This window comes from Anaerobacillus sp., from assembly GCF_046314235.1.
Classification (GTDB): domain Bacteria; phylum Bacillota; class Bacilli; order Bacillales; family Anaerobacillaceae; genus Anaerobacillus.
On record NZ_JBKBWN010000003.1, the window covers coordinates 342,811 to 365,739 of the forward strand.

Below are 22,929 nucleotides of genomic sequence, written 5' to 3' on the forward strand. Positions count from 1 at the left end.
TCTCAATAGTGTCAGTTCACCTCGTTTGGGTACCTTTATTTTTTTAGCTTGATATATAGTACCTGTGGCTACTGTTACTTAGCTCTTGGGACAACCGCCTGTTTATGATTAGTTTGAGTATAAAAACAGATTAAGTTGACAGCGACCTGAGAAATTTCGTACAGTGTAAACGAAATGACTTTTTACATAATTATGTTTGTGGAGGTAGTTGACATGGGTACACCGGATATTCGTAAAAACTTAGTATTAAATGCACCAATTCAAAAGGTTTGGGCGGCAGTTGCAACTTCTAAAGGGATAAACTCTTGGTTTATGCCAAATGATTTTCAACCAGAGGAAGGGTTTGAGTTTACGATCCACTCTCCATTTGGTCCAACTTCTTGTAAGGTATTAAAGATAGAGGAACCTAAGCAAGTGGTCATTACATGGGGCGAAGCAGGTTGGAATGTCTCCTTTGATCTAAAAGATTTAGGTGACAAAACAGAACTGACGCTTGTTCATTCAGGATGGGGAGAACCTGACGAAAAGGTTCAAGGTCCTGGACCAGATATGACAAACCTACAAATTAGAAATACGATGGATCTCGGCTGGGATGGACTTTTTAATAACAATCTTCGCTCCGTTGTTGAGGAATAATTAATAAACCTTGATCTAGTTTAACTGGAACCTTCCGCACACGAATCACGCTGATTTGTGTGTTTTTTAGTTTAAGCAGTTCAATGTCCCTTTAAATTACTTTGAGGATAAAACTAAAGGCCGATCTTAATCATAAAATCTAACCTTTGGGGGAAAAATAGCCTAACAAATAAAATAGAAGGTGATATAGTGGACAAAACTCAAATGGATTTAACTGCTACTGAAATAGGATATCTATGGAATACATATCAAGCCCAGTGTATGAACTACTGCTTTTTGAAATATTTTGACTCGATTGTGGAAGATGATGAGATTAAACAAATTAATAGTCAAAATTTAGAAAAATGTAAGAAATATTTAACTGAATTAAGAGGGATTTTCGAGAAAGATGCAATACCAATACCGATTGGCTTTTCAGAAAGTGATCTAAACGAAACAAACGAACGATTATACACCGATCCATTTATTCTTTACTATCAATGGTTTATTGCGAAGGGAAATATAAACTTCGGTTCGATTGCAATTAATACAATAGCTAGAGAAGATGTCTTTACATTTTTAAATCAGCTTATCTCGGACTCCCTAACAATACTAAACGATGCTAGAAAGCTATTATTAAATAAAGGGTTATGGATAAGAGCACCATATATACCAACTCCTAACGCTGTTGAGTTTGTTCAAAAAGAGAGTTTCTTAAACGGTTGGTTTGGTGATACTCGGCCGTTATTGGGAGTTGAAATAGCAGGTGCATTCTACAATCAGATGACTAACTCACTTGGAATAAGCATCATAAATAGTTTTATTCAAGTAACCAAAACAAATGACATTAAAGACTATTTTGTAAAAGGAAAAGAAATCGCAGCTAAGCATATAGATGTGTTTACGGACATGTTAAAGAAAGAGGAACTAGCTATTCCTTCAACTTGGAATTCAGGGATTACAACATCGACGGAAGCCCCATTTTCAGAAAAAGTCATGTTAAATTTTATTGTTCTTTTGAATGCTCAAGGCATTAGTAATTATGGGATTGCAACATCTATGTCAGCTAGAAGAGATATTGGTATGACATTTACGAAGTTGGCAGCTGAGGTCGTAAAGTATTCAGATGAGGGTGCACAACTTCTAATTGAAAAGGGATGGATGGAGGCTCCGCCTCATGCACCGAAGCGGTAAGTTAGTTTCAACTGGCAATGCCTCTATAATACGCTAGACTTTCGCTCTAGAGACGTAAGAAGTCGTTATGCTTACGTCTTTTTTATTGTTTAAATAGACTTTGAGCAAGCGACTCAAGCTCCAAACTGGAACATATCAAAAAAAGGATTTTCAGCTATAGTTAGAGAAAGTAATTTACAAGAAATCAATCTTAGGGGGGCGTATGTTTGAGTGATTTGAATTGGAAACATTTTGAGGAGTATTTAAGAGAAAAAGTGAAACAAAGTCATATACCAGGGTGTGCAATAGCTGTTTATCACAAAGGGAAAGTTATTTATAAAAATGGATTTGGTTATCGTGATATGATTACCAAAAAGCCAGTCACACCTGAAACGATTTTTGGAATTGCTTCGATTACGAAGTCATTTACAGGATTAGCAATTATGAAGCTAGAGGAGGAAGGACTCCTCTCAGTAGAAGATCCTGTAATTAAACATATACCTGAATTTAACTTACTAGGTGTCGAAGACATGAGCCAAATTAAAATATGGCATCTACTAAACCACACTACTGGACTCGCACCAATGTTTCGTAGGGAGGAGTTAAAAAAACTAAAGCACCACGTTGCATACTTATCCGAGAAAGAGTTTGAAAAAATTGGTGTGCCTGGTGAATATTTTAGTTATTGTAATGACACGTTTTTACTTTTAGGAGCGATTATCGAAAAATACACCGGGAAACTATTTCGTAGACATATAACAGAAGCCATCTTAAATCCGTTGAAGATGTATCGATCTACCTTAAGTATTGATGAGTTAGGTAAATACGAAAACGTATCAATTCCATACGATTACAATAAAAGAACAGGGCAACTTGAGGAGAAACCATGGCCAATGCTAGGCAATTATGAAATCGGTGGTGGAATTAGATCCTCTGTTTTGGATTTAATCGATTTTGGAAAAGTTTTTCTCGGTGATGGAGGGACAATAATCTCAACTGAAAAGGTCAAAAAAATGTGGGAGAACCCCTTTAAAATAAGAAATAATACCTATTATGGATATGGCTTGCAAGTCACCCCTAACTATAATAACTCTACGTTAATTGAACATGGTGGCGGGCAGCCGGGCGTTTCCGCGCACTTTGGCTTTATTCCAGAACAAAAGCTTATTGTCTCTGTCTTATGTAATGTCTCAAATATTCCTGTCGATGAGATTTGGTTAGGTGCAGTGAATACTGCTATTGGGTTGCCGATGAATAAACAGCGAAGCATTGAGCCTTCATATGATATGTCTCCAGAACGGGTCATTAAAGTACTAGGAACGTATGATTCATCTGAAGGAGGTAAGGCAACGATATTTTTAGAAAATGGCCAGATCATGTTAGAAATGAATGAAGAAAAATATTCACTACGGGCAAGTAACGAGGAGACGCTAGTCATTGATATAAATCAACAATCCATTCCTCTATTCATTAAAGATGGTGAGGTGTGGGCGATTTTATTGGGGTATCGAATGCTGACAAGAAAAAAGAGCTGGGTGCCAGGCACCTAGCTAGTTTTTCTTCATTTCACTGCAGATAAAAGCCAGTTCTTCATTCCCGAACATTGATAAAACGGCTAGCAGTGTTTCAGTAGGAATGTAATTGGATTCTTCTTTTGGAACTGTGTTTTCCATCGCGTTTTTTAAAGCGTCATTTGCTTTTTGCTGTGGATATGCTCGCTCGTAGATCTCAACTGGATTTAAATCATGATTAATACACCATTGAGCAAAAATTAATATCATCATCTCTTCATCGCGTTGATAGTTTTCAACTACATCGTTTTTCATCGTATTACCGCCTATCGCTAAGATTTTTTAATAATTACCTAAAAAGGACTCCCATTGTGGGGAGTCCTTTCTTCGTCTTTAAGAAAGATTACTGGGAATTACGATTAAGGGAGAACAAAAAAACAAGCTTCGTATGTAAATCATGTAACGATAAGTGAAGTTTTTTCTAGGTAAGAGGAAAAAAACTAAGGTCTAATCCTACAAGAATGTGCAATTAGCAAATTTTTATGTAGTTAGTTGTGCCAGTTCTTCTTCAAAATAAAATGTTTGTGGGTTCTCTTTAATCGTATACGAGTATCGTTTCATATTTGGGACGTAACTAAATTTACTGATCGTAACCGTTTCTCCAGTCACTTTCAGCGTTACTTTTTCGTTTTCTTGAAATTTATTTTTACTTTTCAATTTAGTTACCTACTTTCTAATAAAGTTATCTTTATTATCTCATACTTGCGTTGTTTTTACATGTTTATCGCTAAATTTAATTTTTAAAAAGATTTACCTCTGTTAAAAAGTTCCCTTATTTTAATTTTATTAACCCATTTTTACAAAAAATCTCACAGTAAACTGCTGTCAAAAATTAAAAAGGATATCAAACGGTATTGTCGAATAAATTGAGTAAGAGAAGTAAAAAGATTGTCATAAACTATAAATAGGCTGCCCAAAAGCATTGTCAGTACCTCATCTACTAGACATAGATTGAGTACAACATACGTATGGGACAGCCTTCTTTATCCTCTTGGAAAAGACAACTCTCAAGAGAACAGTGTAATCTTTTTTTCTGCTTTAGTGATTAGACACCTGGTGTTACCCAAGCAGTCCCAATAATCACTAACAAGATGAATAGCACAACGATTAAAGCGAAACCGCGGCCATACCCAGCAACAGGAGCAACAGGAGCACCAGTAAAGCACCCAGCACCAGCACCAGCACCATATCCATATCCGTACATTAACAACACCACCTTCCGATGAAGATAATACAGCATATGCATTTTAATCTATGTCGGTATTAGTTATTTGAGGATTAGGCGATAAAATGGGCGACAGCACTAATTGTGATATGACATAAATAATATGTTAATGTGAAAACTAAATAAACTAAGATAAGGATTAAGTTCCCTCTAAACACACTTGGAATATCACATGGAAGGGAGAGGAATAGAATGGAAAGATTAGATAGATTATATCCGCAAGCAGTGGAACATACGAAACTAAAAGTGTATGAAGATATAGATCGTTTTCTTGAGGTGAAAACAGAACCACTAGGGTACGACGAATATGTGAAAGAACGTTTTCAATATTTAGGTCAAATTTGGTTTAGTATTTGGTTGAATTTAACAAATAATGATGTTCCGCGAAAAGAAAAAAAGCGGTTCCTTAGTGAAAAGGGTTATGAGGTAGAGGCCGTTGATAAAAAGCTGATTAACAAATTATTTCGGAATGAAATGATGTTAGTTCCAGCATTTGATGTCATACAATGGTTGAACGCACAGTTTTTGAACGACAAGGAAGAATGGGACGAACGATACCCACTAGCTAGGGCAAATTTCTTGAAACGAGTAGAAGACGAGCGGAGAGCAGAGAAAAAGCGATTGCTTTACAATGAGATTGAAAATACGGCATCAATTACAATTGACGAAGAATATGACACCATTTACTTGTTTGTTCGGAATTATGTAGCCTCTAAGTTAGCTAAAGATATTAATGATAATCCGAAATATTCGACAGTCGATGAACCTTATATGCTTGAAGAAAAGTTAGTCGAGCAAGGAAAGTTTGATAAGTCGAAGTATACGACAATGGAAACGTTCTTTCATGAACTAACCGGTTCAGTTCATAAGATGTATCAATGGGAATATGAAACGTACCAAGCGCGATACAATGTGATTCTTGAAAAATATGTAGGGAATCTTGTCCCAAATTGGATTTTAGATAAATTAGCACCTACAGTTCTAAAGCAATATCACGAAGTAATCGGAGAAGAGTTGACTGCCAAGCGAATACATGAAATTTTGATTGATTACGTCAACGCTATACACTCAGACTATTTTTTAGAATTGAAAGAAGAGTATCTAGAGGATTTATTAAGACTAGCTACGATTCCTTTTGAAATAAAACTCCATCAACAAATCTATGAAGAAGATTTGCAAGGAAGGGAACGGAGAAAACAGGAAGAGTTAGCTGAAATCGAGCGCCGTAAAGCTGAGGAAGCGCGAATGCTCGATGATATTTTTGGTCGAGAATATAACCCTTCGACTGGTCGCAATATTCGCTACGTTCTTCATATTGGTGAAACCAATACTGGGAAAACCCATCAAGCCTTAAAAAAAATGAAACAAGCAAAAACAGGTCTCTATTTAGCACCACTACGACTGTTAGCTCTTGAAGTATATGAAAAGTTAAACAAAGAAGGAGTTCCTTGTGGACTTAAAACCGGTGAAGAAGAGAAAGAGGTTGAAGGAGCTAGGCATCTCTCCTGTACCGTAGAAATGTTCCACGAGAAATCATTTTTTGACATTGTTGTCATCGATGAAGCGCAAATGATTGCCGATAAAGACCGAGGCTTCTCTTGGTACAAAGCTATAACGAAGGCTAATGCAAGTGAAGTCCACATTATCGGAAGTTGGAACTCTAGGGAGATGATTATTCAGCTTTTAGGTGACTCAAAAATAGAAATCCATGAATATTATCGTGACATTCCTCTTGTAGTGGAGAAAAAGGAATTCAATATTAAGCATACAAAAAAAGGTGATGCGCTTGTCTGTTTTTCAAGAAGAAGGGTACTTGAGACTGCTTCAAGGCTAGAAAACGATGGTCACTCTGTTAGTATGATTTATGGAAGTATGCCGCCTGAAACACGACAAAAACAAATTGAGCGATTTAATAAACGGGAATCGACCGTGATCGTAGCTACAGATGCTATAGGTATGGGCTTAAATCTGCCAATCCGTCGCATTGTTTTTTTAGAAAATGAAAAGTTTGATGGTACACGCCGACGTCGCTTAACATCACAAGAAATAAAACAAATTGCTGGTCGAGCTGGTCGTAAAGGGATTTACGATGTTGGGAAGGTAGCATTTACGGGTGATATTAGAACGATGGAACGATTGTTGGAGCAAGAAGATGTCCTCATTTCACAATTTGCGATTGCGCCAACAAATGCGATCTTTGAACGATTTCAAAAATATTATCGTGATCTTAGTAAGTTTTTTGAACTGTGGTATAAGTTTGAAAGCCCAAAAGGAACAAAGAAAGCCTCACTTTCTGAAGAACGCGAGCTTTACGCGACAATACGCGATACCGAAGTAGAGGGACGTCTTTCGATGATGGATTTATACGGATTTTTACACTTACCGTTTTCAAAAAAGGATCCCGAACTAATTAAGCAATGGCGCGATACAATGTTTGCGATTGTTAAAGGAAAGGATATTCCAGAACCAATCGTAAAAAAAGGTACGCTTGAGGAGTTAGAGCTTTCTTATAAAGCACTAGGGCTCCATTTATTATTTTTATATCGATTAGGACGAGGGACAGAAGCTATTTACTGGGAAAGGTTACGAACGGAAATTAGTGACTATGTTTATGAACGTCTGAAAACGGATGTTAAGACGTTAACGAAGAAATGTAAAAGCTGTGGCAAGATATTACCATGGGATTTTCGTTTTCCAACCTGTGATGCGTGTCATGCCTACAAAAAGAAACGCAATGACCATAGTCATTTTTATGACTAAAAAAAGCAAGGGTACCGCCTTCCAAAGTGGTGGTATTCCTTGCTTTTCTTCAATTGCTATGCTCTTGGAGTCTGGTAATAATAGACCGCACCTAAAATGATTAATAAAATCACGACGACAACAATGAGCGCAAACCCGAAACCTGAACCATGCCTAACTGGTGGATAGGCTGGACCGTAAGCCGGGAATGGAGGGGAACAACATGGATCAAAATATGGTGTGGTAGGATAAACAGGTGCACCGTAATACCCCATACAAACACCCCTTTCTTAGGTTATAGTACAAATTATGTTAAGGAATGTTTATGTGATACAGAACCGCATAGGAATGGGCTTTCGTATTTTTATTTTAAGGCTTTTTTAAGGAGGTTAACCGACATCTTCTAGAATGATATTTTCATGTTTAAATCAATTGGTAAAAAAAAGCGCCTCCAAGCTAATTGTGTCATATAGTATAACATCTTTTAAATATTGGAGGTCCGATGATGAACCATAAACACACGGTTAAGCAAGGCGAAACGCTTATGTCCATTTCTGAAGATTACCGAATTCCGATTCAAACAATCATTTCCGAAAATCAAATAAGCAATCCAAATGTAATCTACGTAGGTCAACAGATTACTATTCCAGGTGTACCTGACCCGAATTTAATCGCTTACTCTATCGTTGTTTCGATTAGCGCACGCCAGTTAACGCTAAAAAGAAATGATACAATCGTTAAGACTTACCCAATTGCAGTAGGAAGAATCCTTCATCAAACGCCAATTGGTGAATTTATCGTTATAAATAAAGCGCCAAATCCAGGTGGACCTTTTGGGACGATGTGGATGTCTTTGTCAAAGAAACATTATGGTATTCACGGCACAAATGACCCGTCTTCAATCGGTAAAGCTGTCTCAAAGGGATGTATTCGAATGTATAATCAAGATGTAAACGAACTGGCAAGCATAATCCCTATTGGAACTCGAGTATTGATTCGCCCTTAAAAATTAGCAATTAATTCTTGTCCAATTAGTCAAATAATTATGTTAAAATTAACCGGGTGATAAACTTTGGCGTGCTTTTAGTTGAGTAGTACTAACCAGATTTTGTTACGGCATATTTTACTTACGATAATAAGGATGAGTACTAGATGATGAGAATTAACAAGTATATCAGCTTAACTGGAGCTTGCTCCAGAAGAGAGACAGATCGTTTAATTGCGGCGGGAAGAATTACGATTAATGATACGATTTGCGTTCATGGCGATTCAGTTGAGCCAGGAGACCTTGTTTTAATAGATGGTAAACCGATTGAAGGTAAAAAAGAAAATGTCTATCTTATTTTAAACAAACCTGCAGGAATTACATGTACTGCCAATAAACATGTGAAAAGCAATTTAATAGATTATCTAAATTATCCAGAACGGATTTTTGCAGTTGGGCGACTAGATAAAGAATCTGATGGCCTACTGTTAATGACGAATGATGGGGACATCGTAAATGAGATTCTCCGCTCAGAGAACAATCACGAAAAAGAATACTTTGTTTCTGTCGACAAATTAATAACAGATGAATTTATTCAAGCGATGTCAGCAGGTGTGGACATTTTAAATACAACAACGAAGCCATGTTATGTGAGTAAAATTAGTGATTTTCAGTTTCGGATTATTTTAACACAAGGACTAAACCGCCAAATTAGGAGAATGTGTAAAGTTCATGGTTATAGAGTAGAGCGGCTTCAGCGAGTACGAATTATGAATATAAATATTGGGGATTTACCGATAGGTGATTGGCGTTACCTGACGGAAAATGAGTTGAGCGAACTGACTGCTTTATTGGACTAAAAGAAATTAATAACGTTTTAAATAGGTGAAAGTATCTCGAAGTATCGCTCAACTTTATTTTGTTAAAGTCTCATCGTCAAAGTAGCTGTGCTACTTTTTTTTATTTGTGAAAAAGTTCACAATTCATTCAAAAAGCTGACGAAACCTAGACAAATGTATCAGTTCCCACAAAAAACAACTGTGATATAGTAATAGTAAGAGAACAGTAACATTACTAAATCAGGGGAGTGGTTAGATTATGAGAAAAGTTAGTCTAGTTTTTGAGGGGATTTTTGCATTCTTAATTTCATATCTTTCAGTTTTCGCAGCATTGATTGTATTGCCATCATCTTTAGGTGTAATCGTTAACCTCTATGCAGGTAATTTTCAAAATGTCGGAACGTTATTTTCAGTAGTCGTTTGTGCAGTGGCCCTAAGCTCAAGTTTCATCGTGAAACACCTAAGAAGCTTAAACATTATCGCGGCAAAATAAGGTCCTTTTTTTAAAAGAAACTATGTGAATAATTGAACAATAGATAAAAACTGCTTCTTCTATCGGAAAATAGAGGAGCAGTTTTTTTACGTATAATACTCAGTAACTTGAAAGGGTACTTTTTTTCCATTCACGGTCACAGAGAATGCTGTATTTGTTTTTGGATCATATTTACCGCTAATAACTCGTCCACCGAAATTATTACCTAAATTTAGCGCACCATTTAAATCTTTAATATCAAGATGATCAAGACGATAAGATAGCTCGTCTAACTTAAACTCCTGGACATTGATCTCTTTAATTTCTTTTATATTTATATTAATTGTTATGTTCTTTCTTTCTTGTATTTTCTCATTTTTCGTTAGTTCTTCGATTAGGTCTTTGTAAGAAGTTAGTGGTTTTTCTCCTTCTTCAAACATAATAACACCCCTTTTTTCATCTCAATATTAATGTATTTGTTTAAGCTGAATTTTATTAGTAATATTTTTGGAAACAAACGAGCATATATTAAAAAAGAATGTTCCAGAAGCAGCAAAAATAATGGGTAGGGGTGAGTACTTTGGCAACGATCCGTTTTCAAACTATGAAAGTAGGTACAATCTCGGAAACTTCGGATGTGAATAGTGGGAGGAATACACAGATTAATGTAAAAGCAACTATAATAATAAACGAAGGGCAAGGAGCGGTGTCTGGTAATTACAATCAATTAGCTCACAATAAAAGTATAATCATTGATGTTAGAAATAAAGATACAGTTTAAAGGAGTGAGAGTATGTCCTCATTTTCTCCGAACTTTACGATCGGAACGATCCGTATCGGTACAATTGAAGGTGCCTCATGTGTAAACATGGGAAATAACTTTCCAAGTAATTTTCAGAGCAATAAAAAACATAATCAAGGATTTGGATCAATCACTGGTGATCATAATACTCTTGAAGGATTACGCTCAATTTTAACTGATTCTAATATCATTGATATGATAACGAAGTCAGCCCTAGATGAAGATATTCCCGACTGGGTAAAAGAGTTAATAGAAGAAAAGCTAAGAAAAACTGAAGAGGATTGTGCACCTTGATGTTAGGGAAGCACAGCTTAAAACCATCTGAATAGAATGCCAAAGATTATTGTAGGGGGAATTTTGGTGAATGATGTAAATGTAAAATTTGAGAATATAGAAGTAAATAGTATTACAAGTTCCTCAGGAATTTTTTTGGGTGATAATCTTAAACTTTATGCTTCCTCTGAAACTAAGACTAATATTGGTTCTATAAGATTAATCGGAGAAGTCAATAGGTTGGTTGATAATGATACTATTGTCATTGGTAATGGAGACAATAGGGGGACAAAAAAGGAGTGTGTCACATGAACTGTCCGTGAGTTGTAAAGGGAGAGATCGTGTACGATCTAAAAGATCAACGGTGGTTAAAAAATATTCAACAATTGGGCATTTTTGAAAAAAGAGTCGTATTGACTTTTGACGATGGACCTAGTCGCCAGCTACCAGAAATTCTAAATATATTAAAAGAAAAAGGCGTCCAAGCCTACTTTTTTTGGCAATCTAAATTGTTATATCCGTTAAGGCCATGGGAAAAGGTAATAGAAGATGGGCATATCATTGGTTCGCATAGCGAAAATCATAAGAATTTGACTAAGTTGTCTTATGGTGAACAGTTCAAACAAATAAAGGGGAGTGTTGAGAAGATCGAGCGGATTACTAGGGAAGAAGTTCGTTTTTTTCGACCACCGTTTGGTCAATATAACGAAAATACAATGTTGATTTTGACGGAATTAGGTTTAATACCAATGATGTGGGAAATTTCGTCTTATGATTGGGAGAATAAAAGGATACCTGAGAAGATCGTTTCTAATGTTGTTGATCATGCGATGGACGGATCGATCATTCTCTTACATGAAACAAAGCAGACAGTAAAGATCCTACCAATTCTTATTAATGGCTTGAGGGAGAGAGGCTTTGAGATAGGTTTAATACAAAAAGAGGAATGAGTTTCATTCCTCTTTCGTCCGTTATGCTATCTTTTTTGAATTAGTATCTTTCGCAACTTTATTTCTATTTGTAATGAGATAATCTAAGCAATAACCTAAAATTCCACCGACGAAAGCGGGGATTAGCCATGCTAAGCCTAGATCGGAGAATAGCAATTGAGCAAATACGTTTTCTAGGTAAGGTAAAAGGGTATCTAGATAACTAATCTTCTTTACATACATGATTAAACCTTCAAAAATACTAACTAAACCAGTGAACAAGATAGCACCGCAATAGACCATTTGTTTTCCATTGAACAATCTATGCAAAAATGCTAATGTGACTAAAACAATCGTGATTGGATAAACCATAACAAGAATCGGTATTGATAGTGAAATAATCTGATTTAAACCAAGATTAGAAACAAATAAACTAAAGAGTACGATAATCGTAACAGTAGTTTTGTAGCCAATTTTTGTCGTCTTTTTTGTTACGTACTGGCTACAAGCGATCGTTAATCCAATACATGTGGTTAAACAAGCAAGAAGAACAATAAAGCCAAGTAATAATTTTCCGCTTGAACCAAAAAGAAGTTCTGCACCATTTGAAAGAATAGCACTACCATTTTCGAATGTACCGTAGCTGACCATTTTCACTCCCATCATTCCGATAGCGACATATACAAAAGCTAAACCAGCACCAGCTATTAACCCTGCAATTATAGAATGTTTCATTAAATCTTTAGGGTTACTAATTCCTTTTTCTTTGAGGGCATTAATTACAATTAGTCCAAATGCTAGTGAAGCGATGGTATCCATCGTTAAGTAGCCCTCAAGAAATCCTGTAAAAAACGGAACAGAAAGATATTTGTTACTTGGCTCATAAGAAGAAGCTTCAAGATTAAAGTAGCTTGCTACAGCTAAGCTAACGATTGCTAGTAATAACGCAGGTGTTAACCATTGGCCAACACGATCAACTATCTTTGTAGGGTTTAAGCTTAAGGCATATACGACTGCAAAAAATGTGATTGAAAATAACAGCAAGCCGATAGACTCAATTGGACCACCAAGCACAAACGGCTTTAGCCCCATTTCATATGCGACTGTTGCCCCTCGCGGAATTGCAAATAACGGACCGATAGCTAGATAGACAATTGAGATAAACACAAAACTAAATAGTGGATGGACTCTACTTGCTAAGCCTTCGGCACCACCCTTTACCATAGCAATTGCAGCTATTGCTAAGATTGGTAAACCGACTCCAGTCAGAATAAAACCACTTATCGCTAACCAAAATGAGGAGCCTGCTTCCATTCCTAAAAATGGCGGATATATTAAATTTCCAGCTCCAAAAAATAATGCAAATAACATAAGTCCAATAAATAAAGTGTCTTTCGTTTTCATCGTTCTTCCTCCTAAATGTTTTCCCTATCGTTTTTTTTCTGAAAAAATAAAAACTCATCCCTAAAAAGGGACGAGTTTAATCGCGATACCACCCTAGTTCCGTAAAATGAATAGAAATCCATTTTAAACGGCGCTCCATCAACGTACAATCATACGTGTTCCAATGTAACGGCGGAAAATCCCGGCAAAGCTTACTTGGTTTCAACTTTGCATCTCGGAGATGATTTTCAGAAGTAGCTAAACATTGACTCGCACCAACCGTCAATTCTCTGATGTTTAGTGTTACTCTTACTATTCTCGTCATTGATTTTATTTTATAACAGAATTTTATAACAATTATGATTATATAACTTTTATGAGAATTTGCAAGTGTTTTTTTAAAAGATTAAATTTTCAGAAATGTCAGTATAACTAGGTTACATTCGAAAGGCGAGTATTTTCACGCGGTGGAATTGCTTTTTTAGAATAATAGCTATGAAGCAGCATACCTACTATAATAATGGATAGCCCTGCTGTCGCAACGGTGTTTGGTAATGGACTTGAAAGAAGCAACACTTCACCAATGATCACAAAAAATACTTGAGTTGATTGCGTTGCTTCAACTGAAGCTAATTTACTATGGTCATCGCGAACACGGTTCGTTGCTAGGAAAAAAAGGGTGGTTGCGATAATGCCTGAACTAATTGCGACTATTAAGGCTTGTAAGACTTGATCAGTTGACGGTAGGCCAACTTGAACATAGCCAATCCCGCCAATAATTACCCAAAATGGAAGACATGCCAAGGTCATTCCGAAAATCCGTTGAAACGTGTCTAATCTGCTACCGCAGACCTCCATCATTTTGCGATTACCTAATGGGTATGAAATTGCAGCAACAAGAACCGGGAGTACCCCAATGAGCAGCGAATTTAATGTTACACCGGCTATGTTTTGAAATTGAATTAAGACAACACCAATTAAAATAAACGAAGAAATCAAAAGGGCCCGAACAGGGATTTTCTTTCTAACTTTTCCGTCCCCGTTCTCTTCAAAAAATAAAGGTCCTAATAAAATTCCAGCAACGATTGTAATTTGCCAAGTTCCAGCAACTAACCAACCTGGACCATATGCTGCAGCAAAAGTAATAGAACCGTAAAAAAGGACAAATCCAGTAAAACTCCATACTAGCCACTGGATAGGTTTTTTCATCATTTCTTGAAATAACGGCCTGATGTTTTTTCGCAATAACACAATGAAAAAGAGGAACGGTACCATGAAGAAAAAACGTAATGATGAACTCCACAACCAGCTACCACCAGACAATTCCATTGATCGATTTAAAATAAATGTCACCGAAAAAAACATCGAAGCCAAAATACCTAGTGCGATTTCTTTCATAATTGGATCACCTAATTTTCTAAAAAATACGATAATTCTATCATACGTTGCTAATGACTAATTGGCTAGAAAAAATTCTCTATGGAGATGTAACATAAGTTTGTCCACCTTCTCATATAATTTTTTAACGAACGTATTGGACGGTGGAGAAGATGAGTGAAATCATTTATTACGAAAGTGACGATAAAAAAATTAAAGTAGCAGACGAATTTATTAGAGTCCATCATAGAAAATATCGAATAAATGAGTTAAAGAGGGGCGAGGCTCTTATTGGTAAGCCTGACCAAACATTGAACTTGGCGTTAGCTGTCGTGGGGATTTTCTGTATTTTATTAGGGAAAATTAGAGCAGGGCATTTCACACAAGTAATAGATGTCAATGTCCTATTTAGTGCTTCAAATTACTTTGACTTAGCAGGACTGATCCTTATTCTAATTGCCTTATTAATTACGTTACCTCAAAAAGAACATTACGCACTTCAATTGACCTTTAAAAATGGTAAGAAAAAAAACATTATACTCAAAGATCGCCAAGAACAGCTTGATATTCGAGAAATTAACAATGCGATTAAACAAGCGATCCGCTATGCCAACTATCGCCAACATATAAGAGAAGAGTTCTTTTAATTCTGTAGTGCTGCCCCAAAATTGTAACATCTCCGGTAAAGAGGTGTTTCTTGCTGTTTACATTGAATTAATAAGCAAGATTATTGAAATAATAGTACTGAAATGGAGGTGTGATGACAATGGCGAAAAAGAAAGATCGCAAAAATCGTGACAATCGCAACAATAATGACGAATTAGTCGTTGGCAATGTAAATACGGAATTTGCATCTGAAAACGACGCTCAGGATTTAGTTGATAACAAACGCAATAAACGAAAAAATAAAAAATAATTTTAAAGGAAGCTACCACAGAACTAAACTGACTGTGGTAGCCTTTTTTGTATATGCTTCACTGATTTATTTTTCTAGATGTTTCGCATAGGACTGAACATTGTGAAAAGGTGTACGTAAAGGTAAGTTAAGAAGGAGTATCAACTCTGTTTGACGAAATAAGAAAAATAGCATAGTCATAAGTATCCTTTGCAAAATTGGGGTTCAGTATGGCGGAATAAAATCCAGCTATTCGATGGCAATGCATTGTGCCTAGGCATTGGTTAAGTTAGTATAATTATGGGAGATTAAGATATGGTAAAAATAGATTTAATGAAGAAGAATGAAGTTCAAGTTGTAGCTAAATTTATTTCAGATTTAAACAAAATCGAACAGTCGCATATTGGTTACTGTGGTAAAGATAGTCTTGAAATCGCTCACTCATTAATTAATGATATAACAGATATTACTTATGATAAGAGCTTTGTAACTGTGTATGAAAAAGAAGAATTAATTGGCGTTTTAGGATTTGATGCTGACCTTGAGAACAATAGTGCTGAGATATGGGGACCATTTGTTAAGGGAAATAAATGGGACATTGTGAATAGTATGTGTGAAAAAATGTATAAATTACTTCCAGAAGAAATAAATACAATTTGTATGTTTCCAAATAGTAAAAATAGTAAAGTGCTTCAGCTGGCTACTAACCTTTCATTCATTAAGCATAGTGACCAAACCATTTTGCAATTCAGCCGAGATAGAAAAGACGAATTAGAGGATGTTCCTATTTTAGAATTAAGGGAAGAGTATTTTATCGAAATGGTAAAGTTGCATGAGGAAACTTTTCCTGGTACTTATTATACTGGTCAACAAATAATTGATCGACTAAATGAAAATAGGAAAGTCTTTATAATCGTAAACAACAATCAAGTGAGTGGTTATGTTTATGTAGAATCAGAACCTGCCTATGGAGAAGCAAGTATTGAATTTTTTGCCGTCAAAGAAAGTGAACGAGGGAAAGGAATTGGTTGTCAATTATTAACCGTTGCCCTTAAATGGCTGTTTACTATTGACAGTATTCAGTCCATAACTCTTTGTGTCAATTCCAGTAACCAAAAAGCAATTAATTTATATAAGAGAGTTGGATTTAAACATATACATGATCTATGTTTTTTTACTAAAAAAATGTAAAAGTTTAATGAAGTGAATTTCATCAATACAATAAAGTTGATGACTTAACTGTGGTAGTAAGAGGGAAACAGGGTGACTCATTTGCATATGTTCACCTCAAGTTGTAAAGGATAGAACTTGTTACAACTGAGATGATAGACATATTGCTGCCAGGTCGCCCTATTGTGGAATATTTTTAAGCGATTACCTACCCTTTTGGGAAGGCGCACTTTTATCATTTTTGTTTAGCCATTGGTCCTACATAGATCAGTTCCTTGGTGTCAAACTCAGCATCATACGAACGGACAATGATTTTGCCGAAATAGATTTCCTCAGGACTTCCGGTTTCTAGATTATATAAAATATATTCAAAGTTAATATCAGTATCAACAACATTGCCCTCGACTGCATCAGTTTTTACAGAAATGTATTGAAGAAATTCTTCGTTTTCAGTTGGGGGGGTGAAAACATCATATTCGTGAATTTCTACGCCTTCGATCAATGGGTGCGGAAGTTGATTCTCATTAAAACTTTGAAAAAACCGCTTGATTTCTTCGTTTTCTGCAGCGGTCAACGACGGTGAATACTCATTGATAATTAGTTCTTCGATAAACGCTTTTGTGTTTACCTTTACAACATCTTCCCCAATGAAAAAAAATGAACTAATAATAATTGAACCAATAATAAGTACAAATGAAATAATGGCAAATTGTTTCAAACGACGAACTCCTCCTATCTATTGTTCTTTCACTTGTTCTAAGTTATCAATAAGCTTTTCAGCAACTCTACGATAAAGATTACTTGTACTAACGAATGTTGCGATGAGCAAAATTTGTTCGAGGTATTGGTGATCTTGATCAGTCAATTTCGAGACTTCGCTTTTTACCGCTGCTTCTCTAGTGGTAACTTCATGTTTAAAACTCTCTACATTATTTTCCAAAAGTTGCAGATAACTAGTATAAAAAGCTTCAAGATCAAAATCTTTTTTGACAGTTTTATCATTAATTCCTTGGAGTGTCGTTTTAATATCATTAATCGACAATGCTCCTTTTAAATGATAAATCATGCTAATTAAAATGAGATGTTCTTTTGAATACTTTTTGTTTTGAATCGGGAAAAATACTTTTCCTTTTGCATAATTGTTGATCATCGTTTTTGTCATCACTTTTTCACTATCGTTGCGTTTTGTTTTACCATATTTATTTTCAAACAACTGAATAACTTGATCCATGTATAGATCAATGTTTGGAATATCATCGAGAGTGATTGTCTTTTCTAACCCAAGTTGATCAAGAATTTCGTTTAAATTGTTCATACAGGGTACCTCTTTTTTCTTTTTATTATACTTAAAAAAAATGACAAAGTAAACGTTGACTACTTATCGAGTTGGGTATATGATTATAAGTAGTTATTAAAACTATATGTGATCGTGAGGGGATTTATCAATGTTAAGTTATATTCGTGAACCGATGAACGGTTTAACACATTTAGCAGGGGCGCTATTATCATTTATTGGATTGCTAGCATTAGTCATTAAAGCTTCAGTAACAACAGGTTCAGCACTAGCGGTTGCTGCAGTGATTATTTTCGGGCTCAGTATGGTGCTACTTTATTCTGCATCGGCAACGTATCATATGGTGATTGCGAAAGATCGCGTCATTGCCTTTTTGAGACGATTAGATCATTCGATGATCTTTATCCTTATCGCAGGATCTTACACACCTTTTTGTTTAATTAGCTTGAATGGGTTAACAGGTTGGGTGTTTTTTGGAGTTGTTAGCTTTCTTGCAGTTACTGGAATTGTTTTTAAAATGGTTTGGTTTAACTGCCCTAGATGGCTTTCAACTGCGATATATATAACAATGGGATGGCTTGCAGTATTTGTCTTCTCCCCATTAGCTGAAAGCTTAACGACTATCGGGCTAGCATTATTAGTGGCTGGTGGAGTTTTTTATACAATTGGCGGTGTTATTTACGCAATAAAACCAAAATTTTTAGAATTTAAATACATGGGCTTCCATGAGATTTTCCATATATTTATCTTATTCGGGACCTTATCCCACTTTTTATGCGTGTATATGTTTGTTCTTTAGCATTAGGTGCCAGGCACCCAATATGGACAAAAACGTAGAGATGTCCACCTCCAGTGGACTTTTTTCTGGTTTTACAGTAAAAGTATCCAGAGCTAACATCTACTTTTGTTGTTAATATCTACTAATGATATAATGAATTATTAAATTACGATTATTTGGAGGCAATATGTTAACTTTTGAAGAAAAACTAGCAATTATTGAGTCTTACCCTGAATTAAAACGTCACGATGTGTCGCTAAACCGTGTAAATTTCCATTATGAAGAAGGTGAAAGTGATAAGAAGAATGTGGTGTATCACTTGCATCCAAATGGGAATGGGTTTGTGTACGCTGCGAAATTAAAGGTACCCAAAAAAGACCCTAAAGGGATGGTTAACATCCGTGATTTTTCAGAAGTCGATTTACGTTCAATAATTGAGCGATCAATTGCATCACTAAAACCAAACGCGGTTAGTGAAGTGGTTGACCAAGCCCAAGCAATAGATGAAGTGTGGTTAGACAAAGAGAAGCACTCGTTAACGGTTATTAATGAAGATGAGATGTGGAATGTATATGCTGGCGAGCTTTTAGATGGAACATTTCCATCTTATAATGAAGCAAAGCAGTATTTACTCGAAGAAGGGTTTAAACCGAAGCGGAAGTTTGATAAGCAGAATTAAAAAGTGCATGTGCACGAGGATAGGCAATTAGCTCGTGCCTACGCATGTCCAAGTTCAAATTCTTTTTTCCCTAAGATGAAAGAAGAGATGGCCAACGTAATGTGGCCATCTCCTCGTTCCTTACCCATTCTTTCGTTTACTTACAATCTGGGGCCGTATCGATCTTTGCTTTCCACAGAAACACCTCATTTCATTCATGTTAAGAACATTCTTGAAATTTCTTGTCACTGTGCAAACGAACCACCTCATCTTGTATATTAACATCAACAAAGTGATGGGATTGGGTTGAGAGGGCAGTTGTTGCCCTCGAATAATATGATGTCCCAAGGAAATAATTTTATTATAAAAATCTAGAAAAACAAGAGGTTACATAAATGAGAAATTTTAACAGCTTACCAATCAATGAAGACATCAAAAAAGCCCTCGCTAGCCTTAATTACCAACAACCAACAGAAGTTCAGGAAAAAGTAATTCCAGCTGCATTACAAAAAAAAGATCTTGTCGTTAAATCACAAACAGGAAGTGGTAAAACCGCATCTTTTGGAATTCCGATTTGTGAATTGATCGATTGGGAAGAAAATAAGCCACAAGCATTAATCTTAACACCGACAAGAGAACTTGCTGTTCAAGTCAAACAAGACATTACCAACATTGGCCGATTTAAACGGATCAAAGCTACTGCAGTATATGGTAAATCACCGTTTGATAAGCAAAAATTGGAGCTTAAGCAAAAATCTCATGTTGTAGTAGGAACACCGGGTCGTGTCCTTGACCATATTCAAAAAGGAACGCTCAAATTGGACAAGGTAAACTATCTTGTTATTGATGAAGCAGATGAGATGCTCAATATGGGTTTTATCGATCAGGTTGAGGCAATCATTAAAGAGGTTCCAAAAAAAAGAGTGACAATGCTGTTTTCAGCTACACTTCCAGAGGATGTTGAGAAATTAAGTGTAAAATATATGAAAAATCCTCTCCAAGTAGAAATTCAAGCTACAGGAATTACGACAGACAAAATTGAACACTTTGTCATGGAAGTAACTGATGAGAAAAAGTTTGCCCTCCTTAGAGATGTTTCAATTGTTGAAAATCCAGAGAGCTGTATCATTTTTTGCCGTACCCAAGAGCAGGTAGAAAATGTCATTGATTGGTTAAATGAATACAATTATCCTTGTGACAAAATCCATGGTGGAATGTATCAGGATGACCGTTTTGCGGTAATGAATGATTTTAAAAGAGGAAAGTTCATTTATTTAGTAGCAACAGATGTCGCTGCAAGAGGAATTGACATTGAAAATATATCCCATGTCATCAACTATGACCTGCCTCTAGAAAAAGAAAGCTATGTCCATCGTACCGGGCGAACGGGACGAGCTGGTAAGTCAGGAAAAGCGATTACATTTGTAACACCGCATGAAGGAAGACGACTTGCAGAAATCGAAGACTATATAGGTTTTAAAATCCAAAAGATTGATGTCCCAACTCCTGAGGAAGTGACAGAAGCTAGAGCAGCGTTTCTGGCGAAAGTAAAAGCCCGTCCAACGATTAAAAAAGATAAGAGTGAACAATTAAATAAGGAAATTATGAAGCTCTATTTTAATGGCGGCAAGAAAAAGAAGTTACGGGCGGTTGATTTCGTAGGAACAATTGCCAACCTACCAGGCGTAACTGCTGATGACATTGGGATCATCGAAATTCAAGATAACGTGACTTATGTCGATATCTTAAATGGCAAAGGTCCTCAGGTCATTAAAGAAATGAAAACAACAACAATCAAAGGCAAACAGTTAAAAGTTCATAAAGCAAATAAGTAGAGATGTTCTATTTAGGTGCCAGATCTTAGGTGCCTGGCACCCTAAATGGACAAAAATCTAGAAATGTCCATTTCAGGTGGACATTATGGGAGGATGAAAGATGGTTTATCACTTTATTCGTTTTGTAGTTGGTCTAGCCGCAAGAATTCGTTTTAGGGTTACGATTAAAGGAAAGGGAAACATTCCAGAAGGTGGTGTGATTATCGCGATGAACCATCAAGGGAATTGGGATTCCTTATTAGTAGGTACGAACACACCGCGAAAACTCCATATTATGGCAAAAGAAAGTTTATTTAAAAATAAATTATTAGCGTGGACGATTACGGAAATGGGAGCATTTCCGATCAATCGTGAAAAAGCAGACATTAAATCATTGAAAAATTCTTTAAAGATCATAAAAGACGGCAAGCTATTTTCACTTTTTATCGAAGGATCGAGAAGTAAAACAGGAGAAATGCAAGAACCGAAAAAAGGTGTCGGCTTTATCGTTGCTAGAAGTGGTGCACCAGTCATACCTACTTATATATATGGAACAACGAACAAAAAGTGGTTCGCTAAAGCAGGCGTTATCTTCGGTGAACCCATTTACTTTGGTGACGAAACTGATTATGAAAAAATTGCAAAGACGATTGCGAATGCGATTAAGGATTTGAAAAATAAAGTGTCGTAAACATACAGGAAGTCGAGGTTGAAATCAGAAGATTTTAACCTCGACTTTTTCCTATTTGAGATAAAGAAGATTAACCAGTGTCTTTTTCATGTGAAAAACCGTTTGAGCATTAAATAAACCTAATGTTATAGACAATTCATAATGATTCTAAAACAACATTTTAACAGTTATCGATGGATTTCCTTGAACAAGCCTCTAAAATTCGTTAGAGTTTTACAGCGAAGTGAAAGGAAATTCAGCGACTCTTGCAAGGAGAAGGAGGCGGCGTGATGTTCCCCTCCATGTAGGTTTTATTGGCGAAATTGATATAAAAAAATCCATGCAATTAGGAGGAGGTAAATTGGTAGTGTAATTTATCCACCCTTAGATTATTTCTCAGTATTTTTAAAAAGGTCACTTATATCCATTGAGGCTGTAACTACTCCGATTACTTCAGCTTTGTTATTTAAAAGTGGTTCTCCAAAAACATAATAGCAATAGTCACCATCAGATAAAGGGAAACTGATTTTTCTATTAATTTTCTTTGCTTTAGTTATAACCTCACGTTTAAGATTCATTAAATCAAGAACACCTTGATTCATCGCAAGTTCGTCATCACGTTTACCAAAAGTGTTTTCTAGTTGGAAATCAGGGTGGGGATTAAAAATCCATGTATATCTTAACTCTAAATCACAGTGAGCGATGATCATTGGTGAGTTTTTTAAGGCTAGTTGAAAAGGTTCACTTAGTTCATTTGTAAAAAATGCAGAGGAACTAAATCCTAATGTTTTTGCAATATATTTAGCGACTTCAAAGCTAGGATTACGACTTCCATTTTCAATTTGAGCATAAAAAGCTCGATTAATAAACGCTTTCTCAGCGACGGTAGATTGTGTTAGCCCTCTTTGTTTTCGTATTTTCTTTAACCAATCTCTCATAGCAAATTTCCTTTCAAAGCCAATAGAATGTGGCAATTAGCCACTCTTTTTAACTCAATTATAGAGTAAAATAAAGAGAATAAATAGAAATTTTTATAAAAATAGGTAAAGGAAATAGTTATGGGGCGGTTTATGAGAGGCAAAAAAGTCGTGTATGAAAATAAAAGCTATATAGTGTTACATGATTATGGAAATGGACAAATCGAAATCCAATTAGAAGGTTCTAATTCTTATAGACATATTAAATTAGTAGAAAAAGAGGATATACAATTTAAAAAAGTAGATAACGAAAAACAGTGAGGTCTGTATTAAAAGAACATTGTTAAGAA

At 35.8% G+C, this 22,929-nt stretch carries 29 protein-coding genes and 1 other annotated feature; of the genes, 19 read left to right on the top strand and 10 right to left on the bottom strand.

Translation table 11 applies throughout. The annotated features are described in order from the left end of the window. Nucleotides 1–213 precede the first annotated feature (213 nt). The 3 genes from ACK4M9_RS05825 (at nucleotide 214) to ACK4M9_RS05835 (ending at nucleotide 3,338) form a co-directional block, all read left to right on the top strand. Nucleotides 214–636, top strand: coding sequence for an SRPBCC family protein (locus ACK4M9_RS05825; RefSeq protein WP_409848651.1), 423 nt, complete (start codon nucleotides 214–216; stop codon nucleotides 634–636). A 189-nt stretch (nucleotides 637–825) separates the two neighbouring features. Next, nucleotides 826–1,809, top strand: a complete 984-nt coding sequence (locus tag ACK4M9_RS05830; RefSeq protein ID WP_409848652.1) for a DUF3231 family protein — start codon at nucleotides 826–828, stop codon at nucleotides 1,807–1,809. Between the two features lie 206 nt (nucleotides 1,810–2,015). Beyond that, a complete protein-coding gene (locus ACK4M9_RS05835; protein WP_409848653.1) occupies nucleotides 2,016–3,338 on the top strand; it encodes a serine hydrolase domain-containing protein in 1,323 nt (440 codons plus the stop codon). Here the strand turns inward: ACK4M9_RS05835 and ACK4M9_RS05840 are convergent, their stop codons facing one another. The 3 genes from ACK4M9_RS05840 to ACK4M9_RS05850 form a co-directional block, all read right to left on the bottom strand. Beyond that, nucleotides 3,339–3,614: a hypothetical protein gene (locus ACK4M9_RS05840; protein WP_409848654.1), complete on the bottom strand. Its 276-nt coding sequence runs from the start codon at nucleotides 3,612–3,614 to the stop codon at nucleotides 3,339–3,341. 225 nt (nucleotides 3,615–3,839) lie between these two features. Next, the gene (locus ACK4M9_RS05845) at nucleotides 3,840–4,016 is read right to left on the bottom strand and encodes a hypothetical protein (RefSeq protein ID WP_409848655.1); all 177 of its coding nucleotides are present in this window, start codon (nucleotides 4,014–4,016) and stop codon (nucleotides 3,840–3,842) included. Between the two features lie 388 nt (nucleotides 4,017–4,404). Beyond that, a complete protein-coding gene (locus ACK4M9_RS05850) occupies nucleotides 4,405–4,563 on the bottom strand; it encodes a YjcZ family sporulation protein (RefSeq protein ID WP_409848656.1) in 159 nt (52 codons plus the stop codon). Nucleotides 4,564–4,776: 213 nt separating this feature from the next. Here ACK4M9_RS05850 and ACK4M9_RS05855 point away from each other — a divergent pair, with 213 nt between their 5' ends. Further along, nucleotides 4,777–7,344: a helicase-related protein gene (locus ACK4M9_RS05855; protein WP_409848657.1), complete on the top strand. Its 2,568-nt coding sequence runs from the start codon at nucleotides 4,777–4,779 to the stop codon at nucleotides 7,342–7,344. 56 nt (nucleotides 7,345–7,400) lie between these two features. On the opposite strand, the gene yjcZ is transcribed toward ACK4M9_RS05855, so the two are convergent. After that, nucleotides 7,401–7,598: a sporulation protein YjcZ gene (gene yjcZ / locus ACK4M9_RS05860; RefSeq protein ID WP_409848658.1), complete on the bottom strand. Its 198-nt coding sequence runs from the start codon at nucleotides 7,596–7,598 to the stop codon at nucleotides 7,401–7,403. A gap of 227 nt (nucleotides 7,599–7,825) precedes the next feature. Here yjcZ and ACK4M9_RS05865 point away from each other — a divergent pair, with 227 nt between their 5' ends. From ACK4M9_RS05865 to ACK4M9_RS05875, 3 genes are all read left to right on the top strand, one after another. Continuing rightward, nucleotides 7,826–8,329 (top strand): L,D-transpeptidase family protein, encoded by a 504-nt coding sequence (locus ACK4M9_RS05865; RefSeq protein ID WP_409848659.1) that lies wholly within the window; start codon nucleotides 7,826–7,828, stop codon nucleotides 8,327–8,329. Between the two features lie 149 nt (nucleotides 8,330–8,478). Next, on the top strand, nucleotides 8,479–9,168 hold the full coding sequence (locus ACK4M9_RS05870; protein WP_409848728.1) for a pseudouridine synthase: 690 nt from the start codon (nucleotides 8,479–8,481) through the stop codon (nucleotides 9,166–9,168). A 238-nt stretch (nucleotides 9,169–9,406) separates the two neighbouring features. After that, nucleotides 9,407–9,640, top strand: coding sequence for a hypothetical protein (locus tag ACK4M9_RS05875; protein WP_409848660.1), 234 nt, complete (start codon nucleotides 9,407–9,409; stop codon nucleotides 9,638–9,640). A gap of 86 nt (nucleotides 9,641–9,726) precedes the next feature. On the opposite strand, the gene ACK4M9_RS05880 is transcribed toward ACK4M9_RS05875, so the two are convergent. Continuing rightward, nucleotides 9,727–10,059: a hypothetical protein gene (locus ACK4M9_RS05880; protein WP_409848661.1), complete on the bottom strand. Its 333-nt coding sequence runs from the start codon at nucleotides 10,057–10,059 to the stop codon at nucleotides 9,727–9,729. Between the two features lie 140 nt (nucleotides 10,060–10,199). Here ACK4M9_RS05880 and ACK4M9_RS05885 point away from each other — a divergent pair, with 140 nt between their 5' ends. The 4 genes from ACK4M9_RS05885 (at nucleotide 10,200) to ACK4M9_RS05900 (ending at nucleotide 11,644) form a co-directional block, all read left to right on the top strand. Further along, on the top strand, nucleotides 10,200–10,400 hold the full coding sequence (locus tag ACK4M9_RS05885) for a hypothetical protein (protein ID WP_409848662.1): 201 nt from the start codon (nucleotides 10,200–10,202) through the stop codon (nucleotides 10,398–10,400). A gap of 12 nt (nucleotides 10,401–10,412) precedes the next feature. Further along, complete coding sequence (locus ACK4M9_RS05890) at nucleotides 10,413–10,715, top strand: hypothetical protein (protein WP_409848663.1); 303 nt, start codon at nucleotides 10,413–10,415, stop codon at nucleotides 10,713–10,715. Nucleotides 10,716–10,781: 66 nt separating this feature from the next. Beyond that, entirely contained in the window at nucleotides 10,782–11,006 is a 225-nt protein-coding gene (locus tag ACK4M9_RS05895) for a hypothetical protein (RefSeq protein ID WP_409848664.1), read from the top strand. Nucleotides 11,007–11,035: 29 nt separating this feature from the next. Further along, nucleotides 11,036–11,644, top strand: coding sequence for a polysaccharide deacetylase family protein (locus ACK4M9_RS05900; protein WP_409848665.1), 609 nt, complete (start codon nucleotides 11,036–11,038; stop codon nucleotides 11,642–11,644). Nucleotides 11,645–11,665: 21 nt separating this feature from the next. Here the strand turns inward: ACK4M9_RS05900 and brnQ are convergent, their stop codons facing one another. Next, nucleotides 11,666–13,027, bottom strand: coding sequence for a branched-chain amino acid transport system II carrier protein (gene brnQ / locus ACK4M9_RS05905; RefSeq protein ID WP_409848666.1), 1,362 nt, complete (start codon nucleotides 13,025–13,027; stop codon nucleotides 11,666–11,668). 63 nt (nucleotides 13,028–13,090) lie between these two features. Beyond that, nucleotides 13,091–13,340 (bottom strand) — a binding site (T-box leader). 98 nt (nucleotides 13,341–13,438) lie between these two features. Further along, nucleotides 13,439–14,404, bottom strand: coding sequence for a DMT family transporter (locus tag ACK4M9_RS05910; RefSeq protein WP_409848667.1), 966 nt, complete (start codon nucleotides 14,402–14,404; stop codon nucleotides 13,439–13,441). A 152-nt stretch (nucleotides 14,405–14,556) separates the two neighbouring features. Between ACK4M9_RS05910 and ACK4M9_RS05915 the strand changes: the two genes are divergently transcribed. The 3 genes from ACK4M9_RS05915 (at nucleotide 14,557) to ACK4M9_RS05925 (ending at nucleotide 16,469) form a co-directional block, all read left to right on the top strand. Next, nucleotides 14,557–15,030, top strand: coding sequence for a DUF6232 family protein (locus tag ACK4M9_RS05915; protein WP_409848668.1), 474 nt, complete (start codon nucleotides 14,557–14,559; stop codon nucleotides 15,028–15,030). 119 nt (nucleotides 15,031–15,149) lie between these two features. Then, the gene (locus tag ACK4M9_RS05920; protein WP_409848669.1) at nucleotides 15,150–15,299 is read left to right on the top strand and encodes a hypothetical protein; all 150 of its coding nucleotides are present in this window, start codon (nucleotides 15,150–15,152) and stop codon (nucleotides 15,297–15,299) included. A gap of 294 nt (nucleotides 15,300–15,593) precedes the next feature. After that, complete coding sequence (locus ACK4M9_RS05925; protein WP_409848670.1) at nucleotides 15,594–16,469, top strand: GNAT family N-acetyltransferase; 876 nt, start codon at nucleotides 15,594–15,596, stop codon at nucleotides 16,467–16,469. Between the two features lie 214 nt (nucleotides 16,470–16,683). Here the strand turns inward: ACK4M9_RS05925 and ACK4M9_RS05930 are convergent, their stop codons facing one another. Beyond that, nucleotides 16,684–17,166 carry a hypothetical protein gene (locus ACK4M9_RS05930; protein ID WP_409848671.1) on the bottom strand — a complete coding sequence of 161 codons (483 nt, stop codon included), beginning with the start codon at nucleotides 17,164–17,166 and terminating at the stop codon, nucleotides 16,684–16,686. An 18-nt stretch (nucleotides 17,167–17,184) separates the two neighbouring features. Beyond that, nucleotides 17,185–17,763: a DUF1836 domain-containing protein gene (locus tag ACK4M9_RS05935; RefSeq protein WP_409848672.1), complete on the bottom strand. Its 579-nt coding sequence runs from the start codon at nucleotides 17,761–17,763 to the stop codon at nucleotides 17,185–17,187. A gap of 130 nt (nucleotides 17,764–17,893) precedes the next feature. Here ACK4M9_RS05935 and trhA point away from each other — a divergent pair, with 130 nt between their 5' ends. The 4 genes from trhA to ACK4M9_RS05955 all read left to right on the top strand — a co-directional run bounded on the left by trhA (nucleotide 17,894) and on the right by ACK4M9_RS05955 (nucleotide 21,683). Beyond that, nucleotides 17,894–18,541 (top strand): PAQR family membrane homeostasis protein TrhA, encoded by a 648-nt coding sequence (trhA, locus tag ACK4M9_RS05940; protein WP_409848673.1) that lies wholly within the window; start codon nucleotides 17,894–17,896, stop codon nucleotides 18,539–18,541. 166 nt (nucleotides 18,542–18,707) lie between these two features. Further along, the gene (locus ACK4M9_RS05945; RefSeq protein WP_409848674.1) at nucleotides 18,708–19,199 is read left to right on the top strand and encodes a hypothetical protein; all 492 of its coding nucleotides are present in this window, start codon (nucleotides 18,708–18,710) and stop codon (nucleotides 19,197–19,199) included. 374 nt (nucleotides 19,200–19,573) lie between these two features. Further along, complete coding sequence (locus tag ACK4M9_RS05950; RefSeq protein WP_409848675.1) at nucleotides 19,574–21,013, top strand: DEAD/DEAH box helicase; 1,440 nt, start codon at nucleotides 19,574–19,576, stop codon at nucleotides 21,011–21,013. Between the two features lie 100 nt (nucleotides 21,014–21,113). After that, the gene (locus ACK4M9_RS05955; RefSeq protein ID WP_409848676.1) at nucleotides 21,114–21,683 is read left to right on the top strand and encodes a lysophospholipid acyltransferase family protein; all 570 of its coding nucleotides are present in this window, start codon (nucleotides 21,114–21,116) and stop codon (nucleotides 21,681–21,683) included. Between the two features lie 368 nt (nucleotides 21,684–22,051). Here ACK4M9_RS05955 and ACK4M9_RS05960 read toward each other — a convergent pair whose 3' ends face one another. Next, nucleotides 22,052–22,636, bottom strand: a complete 585-nt coding sequence (locus ACK4M9_RS05960; protein ID WP_409848677.1) for a helix-turn-helix domain-containing protein — start codon at nucleotides 22,634–22,636, stop codon at nucleotides 22,052–22,054. 84 nt (nucleotides 22,637–22,720) lie between these two features. Between ACK4M9_RS05960 and ACK4M9_RS05965 the strand changes: the two genes are divergently transcribed. Next, nucleotides 22,721–22,900 (top strand): hypothetical protein, encoded by a 180-nt coding sequence (locus tag ACK4M9_RS05965; protein WP_409848678.1) that lies wholly within the window; start codon nucleotides 22,721–22,723, stop codon nucleotides 22,898–22,900. Nucleotides 22,901–22,929 lie beyond the last annotated feature (29 nt).

Bases quoted from the DNA above. Each gene is read 5' to 3' on its own strand.
- ACK4M9_RS05890 (WP_409848663.1), top strand. From the start codon at position 10,413: ATGTCCTCATTTTCTCCGAACTTTACGATCGGAACGATCCGTATCGGT.
- ACK4M9_RS05880 (WP_409848661.1), bottom strand. From the start codon at position 10,059: ATGTTTGAAGAAGGAGAAAAACCACTAACTTCTTACAAAGACCTAATC.
- yjcZ (WP_409848658.1), bottom strand. From the start codon at position 7,598: ATGGGGTATTACGGTGCACCTGTTTATCCTACCACACCATATTTTGAT.
- ACK4M9_RS05875 (WP_409848660.1), top strand. From the start codon at position 9,407: ATGAGAAAAGTTAGTCTAGTTTTTGAGGGGATTTTTGCATTCTTAATT.
- brnQ (WP_409848666.1), bottom strand. From the start codon at position 13,027: ATGAAAACGAAAGACACTTTATTTATTGGACTTATGTTATTTGCATTA.
- ACK4M9_RS05935 (WP_409848672.1), bottom strand. From the start codon at position 17,763: ATGAACAATTTAAACGAAATTCTTGATCAACTTGGGTTAGAAAAGACA.
- ACK4M9_RS05945 (WP_409848674.1), top strand. From the start codon at position 18,708: ATGTTAACTTTTGAAGAAAAACTAGCAATTATTGAGTCTTACCCTGAA.
- ACK4M9_RS05965 (WP_409848678.1), top strand. From the start codon at position 22,721: ATGGGGCGGTTTATGAGAGGCAAAAAAGTCGTGTATGAAAATAAAAGC.
- ACK4M9_RS05910 (WP_409848667.1), bottom strand. From the start codon at position 14,404: ATGAAAGAAATCGCACTAGGTATTTTGGCTTCGATGTTTTTTTCGGTG.
- ACK4M9_RS05925 (WP_409848670.1), top strand. From the start codon at position 15,594: ATGGTAAAAATAGATTTAATGAAGAAGAATGAAGTTCAAGTTGTAGCT.
- ACK4M9_RS05955 (WP_409848676.1), top strand. From the start codon at position 21,114: ATGGTTTATCACTTTATTCGTTTTGTAGTTGGTCTAGCCGCAAGAATT.
- ACK4M9_RS05915 (WP_409848668.1), top strand. From the start codon at position 14,557: ATGAGTGAAATCATTTATTACGAAAGTGACGATAAAAAAATTAAAGTA.
- ACK4M9_RS05870 (WP_409848728.1), top strand. From the start codon at position 8,479: ATGAGAATTAACAAGTATATCAGCTTAACTGGAGCTTGCTCCAGAAGA.
- ACK4M9_RS05920 (WP_409848669.1), top strand. From the start codon at position 15,150: ATGGCGAAAAAGAAAGATCGCAAAAATCGTGACAATCGCAACAATAAT.
- ACK4M9_RS05840 (WP_409848654.1), bottom strand. From the start codon at position 3,614: ATGAAAAACGATGTAGTTGAAAACTATCAACGCGATGAAGAGATGATG.
- ACK4M9_RS05865 (WP_409848659.1), top strand. From the start codon at position 7,826: ATGATGAACCATAAACACACGGTTAAGCAAGGCGAAACGCTTATGTCC.
- ACK4M9_RS05850 (WP_409848656.1), bottom strand. From the start codon at position 4,563: ATGTACGGATATGGATATGGTGCTGGTGCTGGTGCTGGGTGCTTTACT.
- ACK4M9_RS05825 (WP_409848651.1), top strand. From the start codon at position 214: ATGGGTACACCGGATATTCGTAAAAACTTAGTATTAAATGCACCAATT.
- trhA (WP_409848673.1), top strand. From the start codon at position 17,894: ATGTTAAGTTATATTCGTGAACCGATGAACGGTTTAACACATTTAGCA.
- ACK4M9_RS05950 (WP_409848675.1), top strand. From the start codon at position 19,574: ATGAGAAATTTTAACAGCTTACCAATCAATGAAGACATCAAAAAAGCC.
- ACK4M9_RS05855 (WP_409848657.1), top strand. From the start codon at position 4,777: ATGGAAAGATTAGATAGATTATATCCGCAAGCAGTGGAACATACGAAA.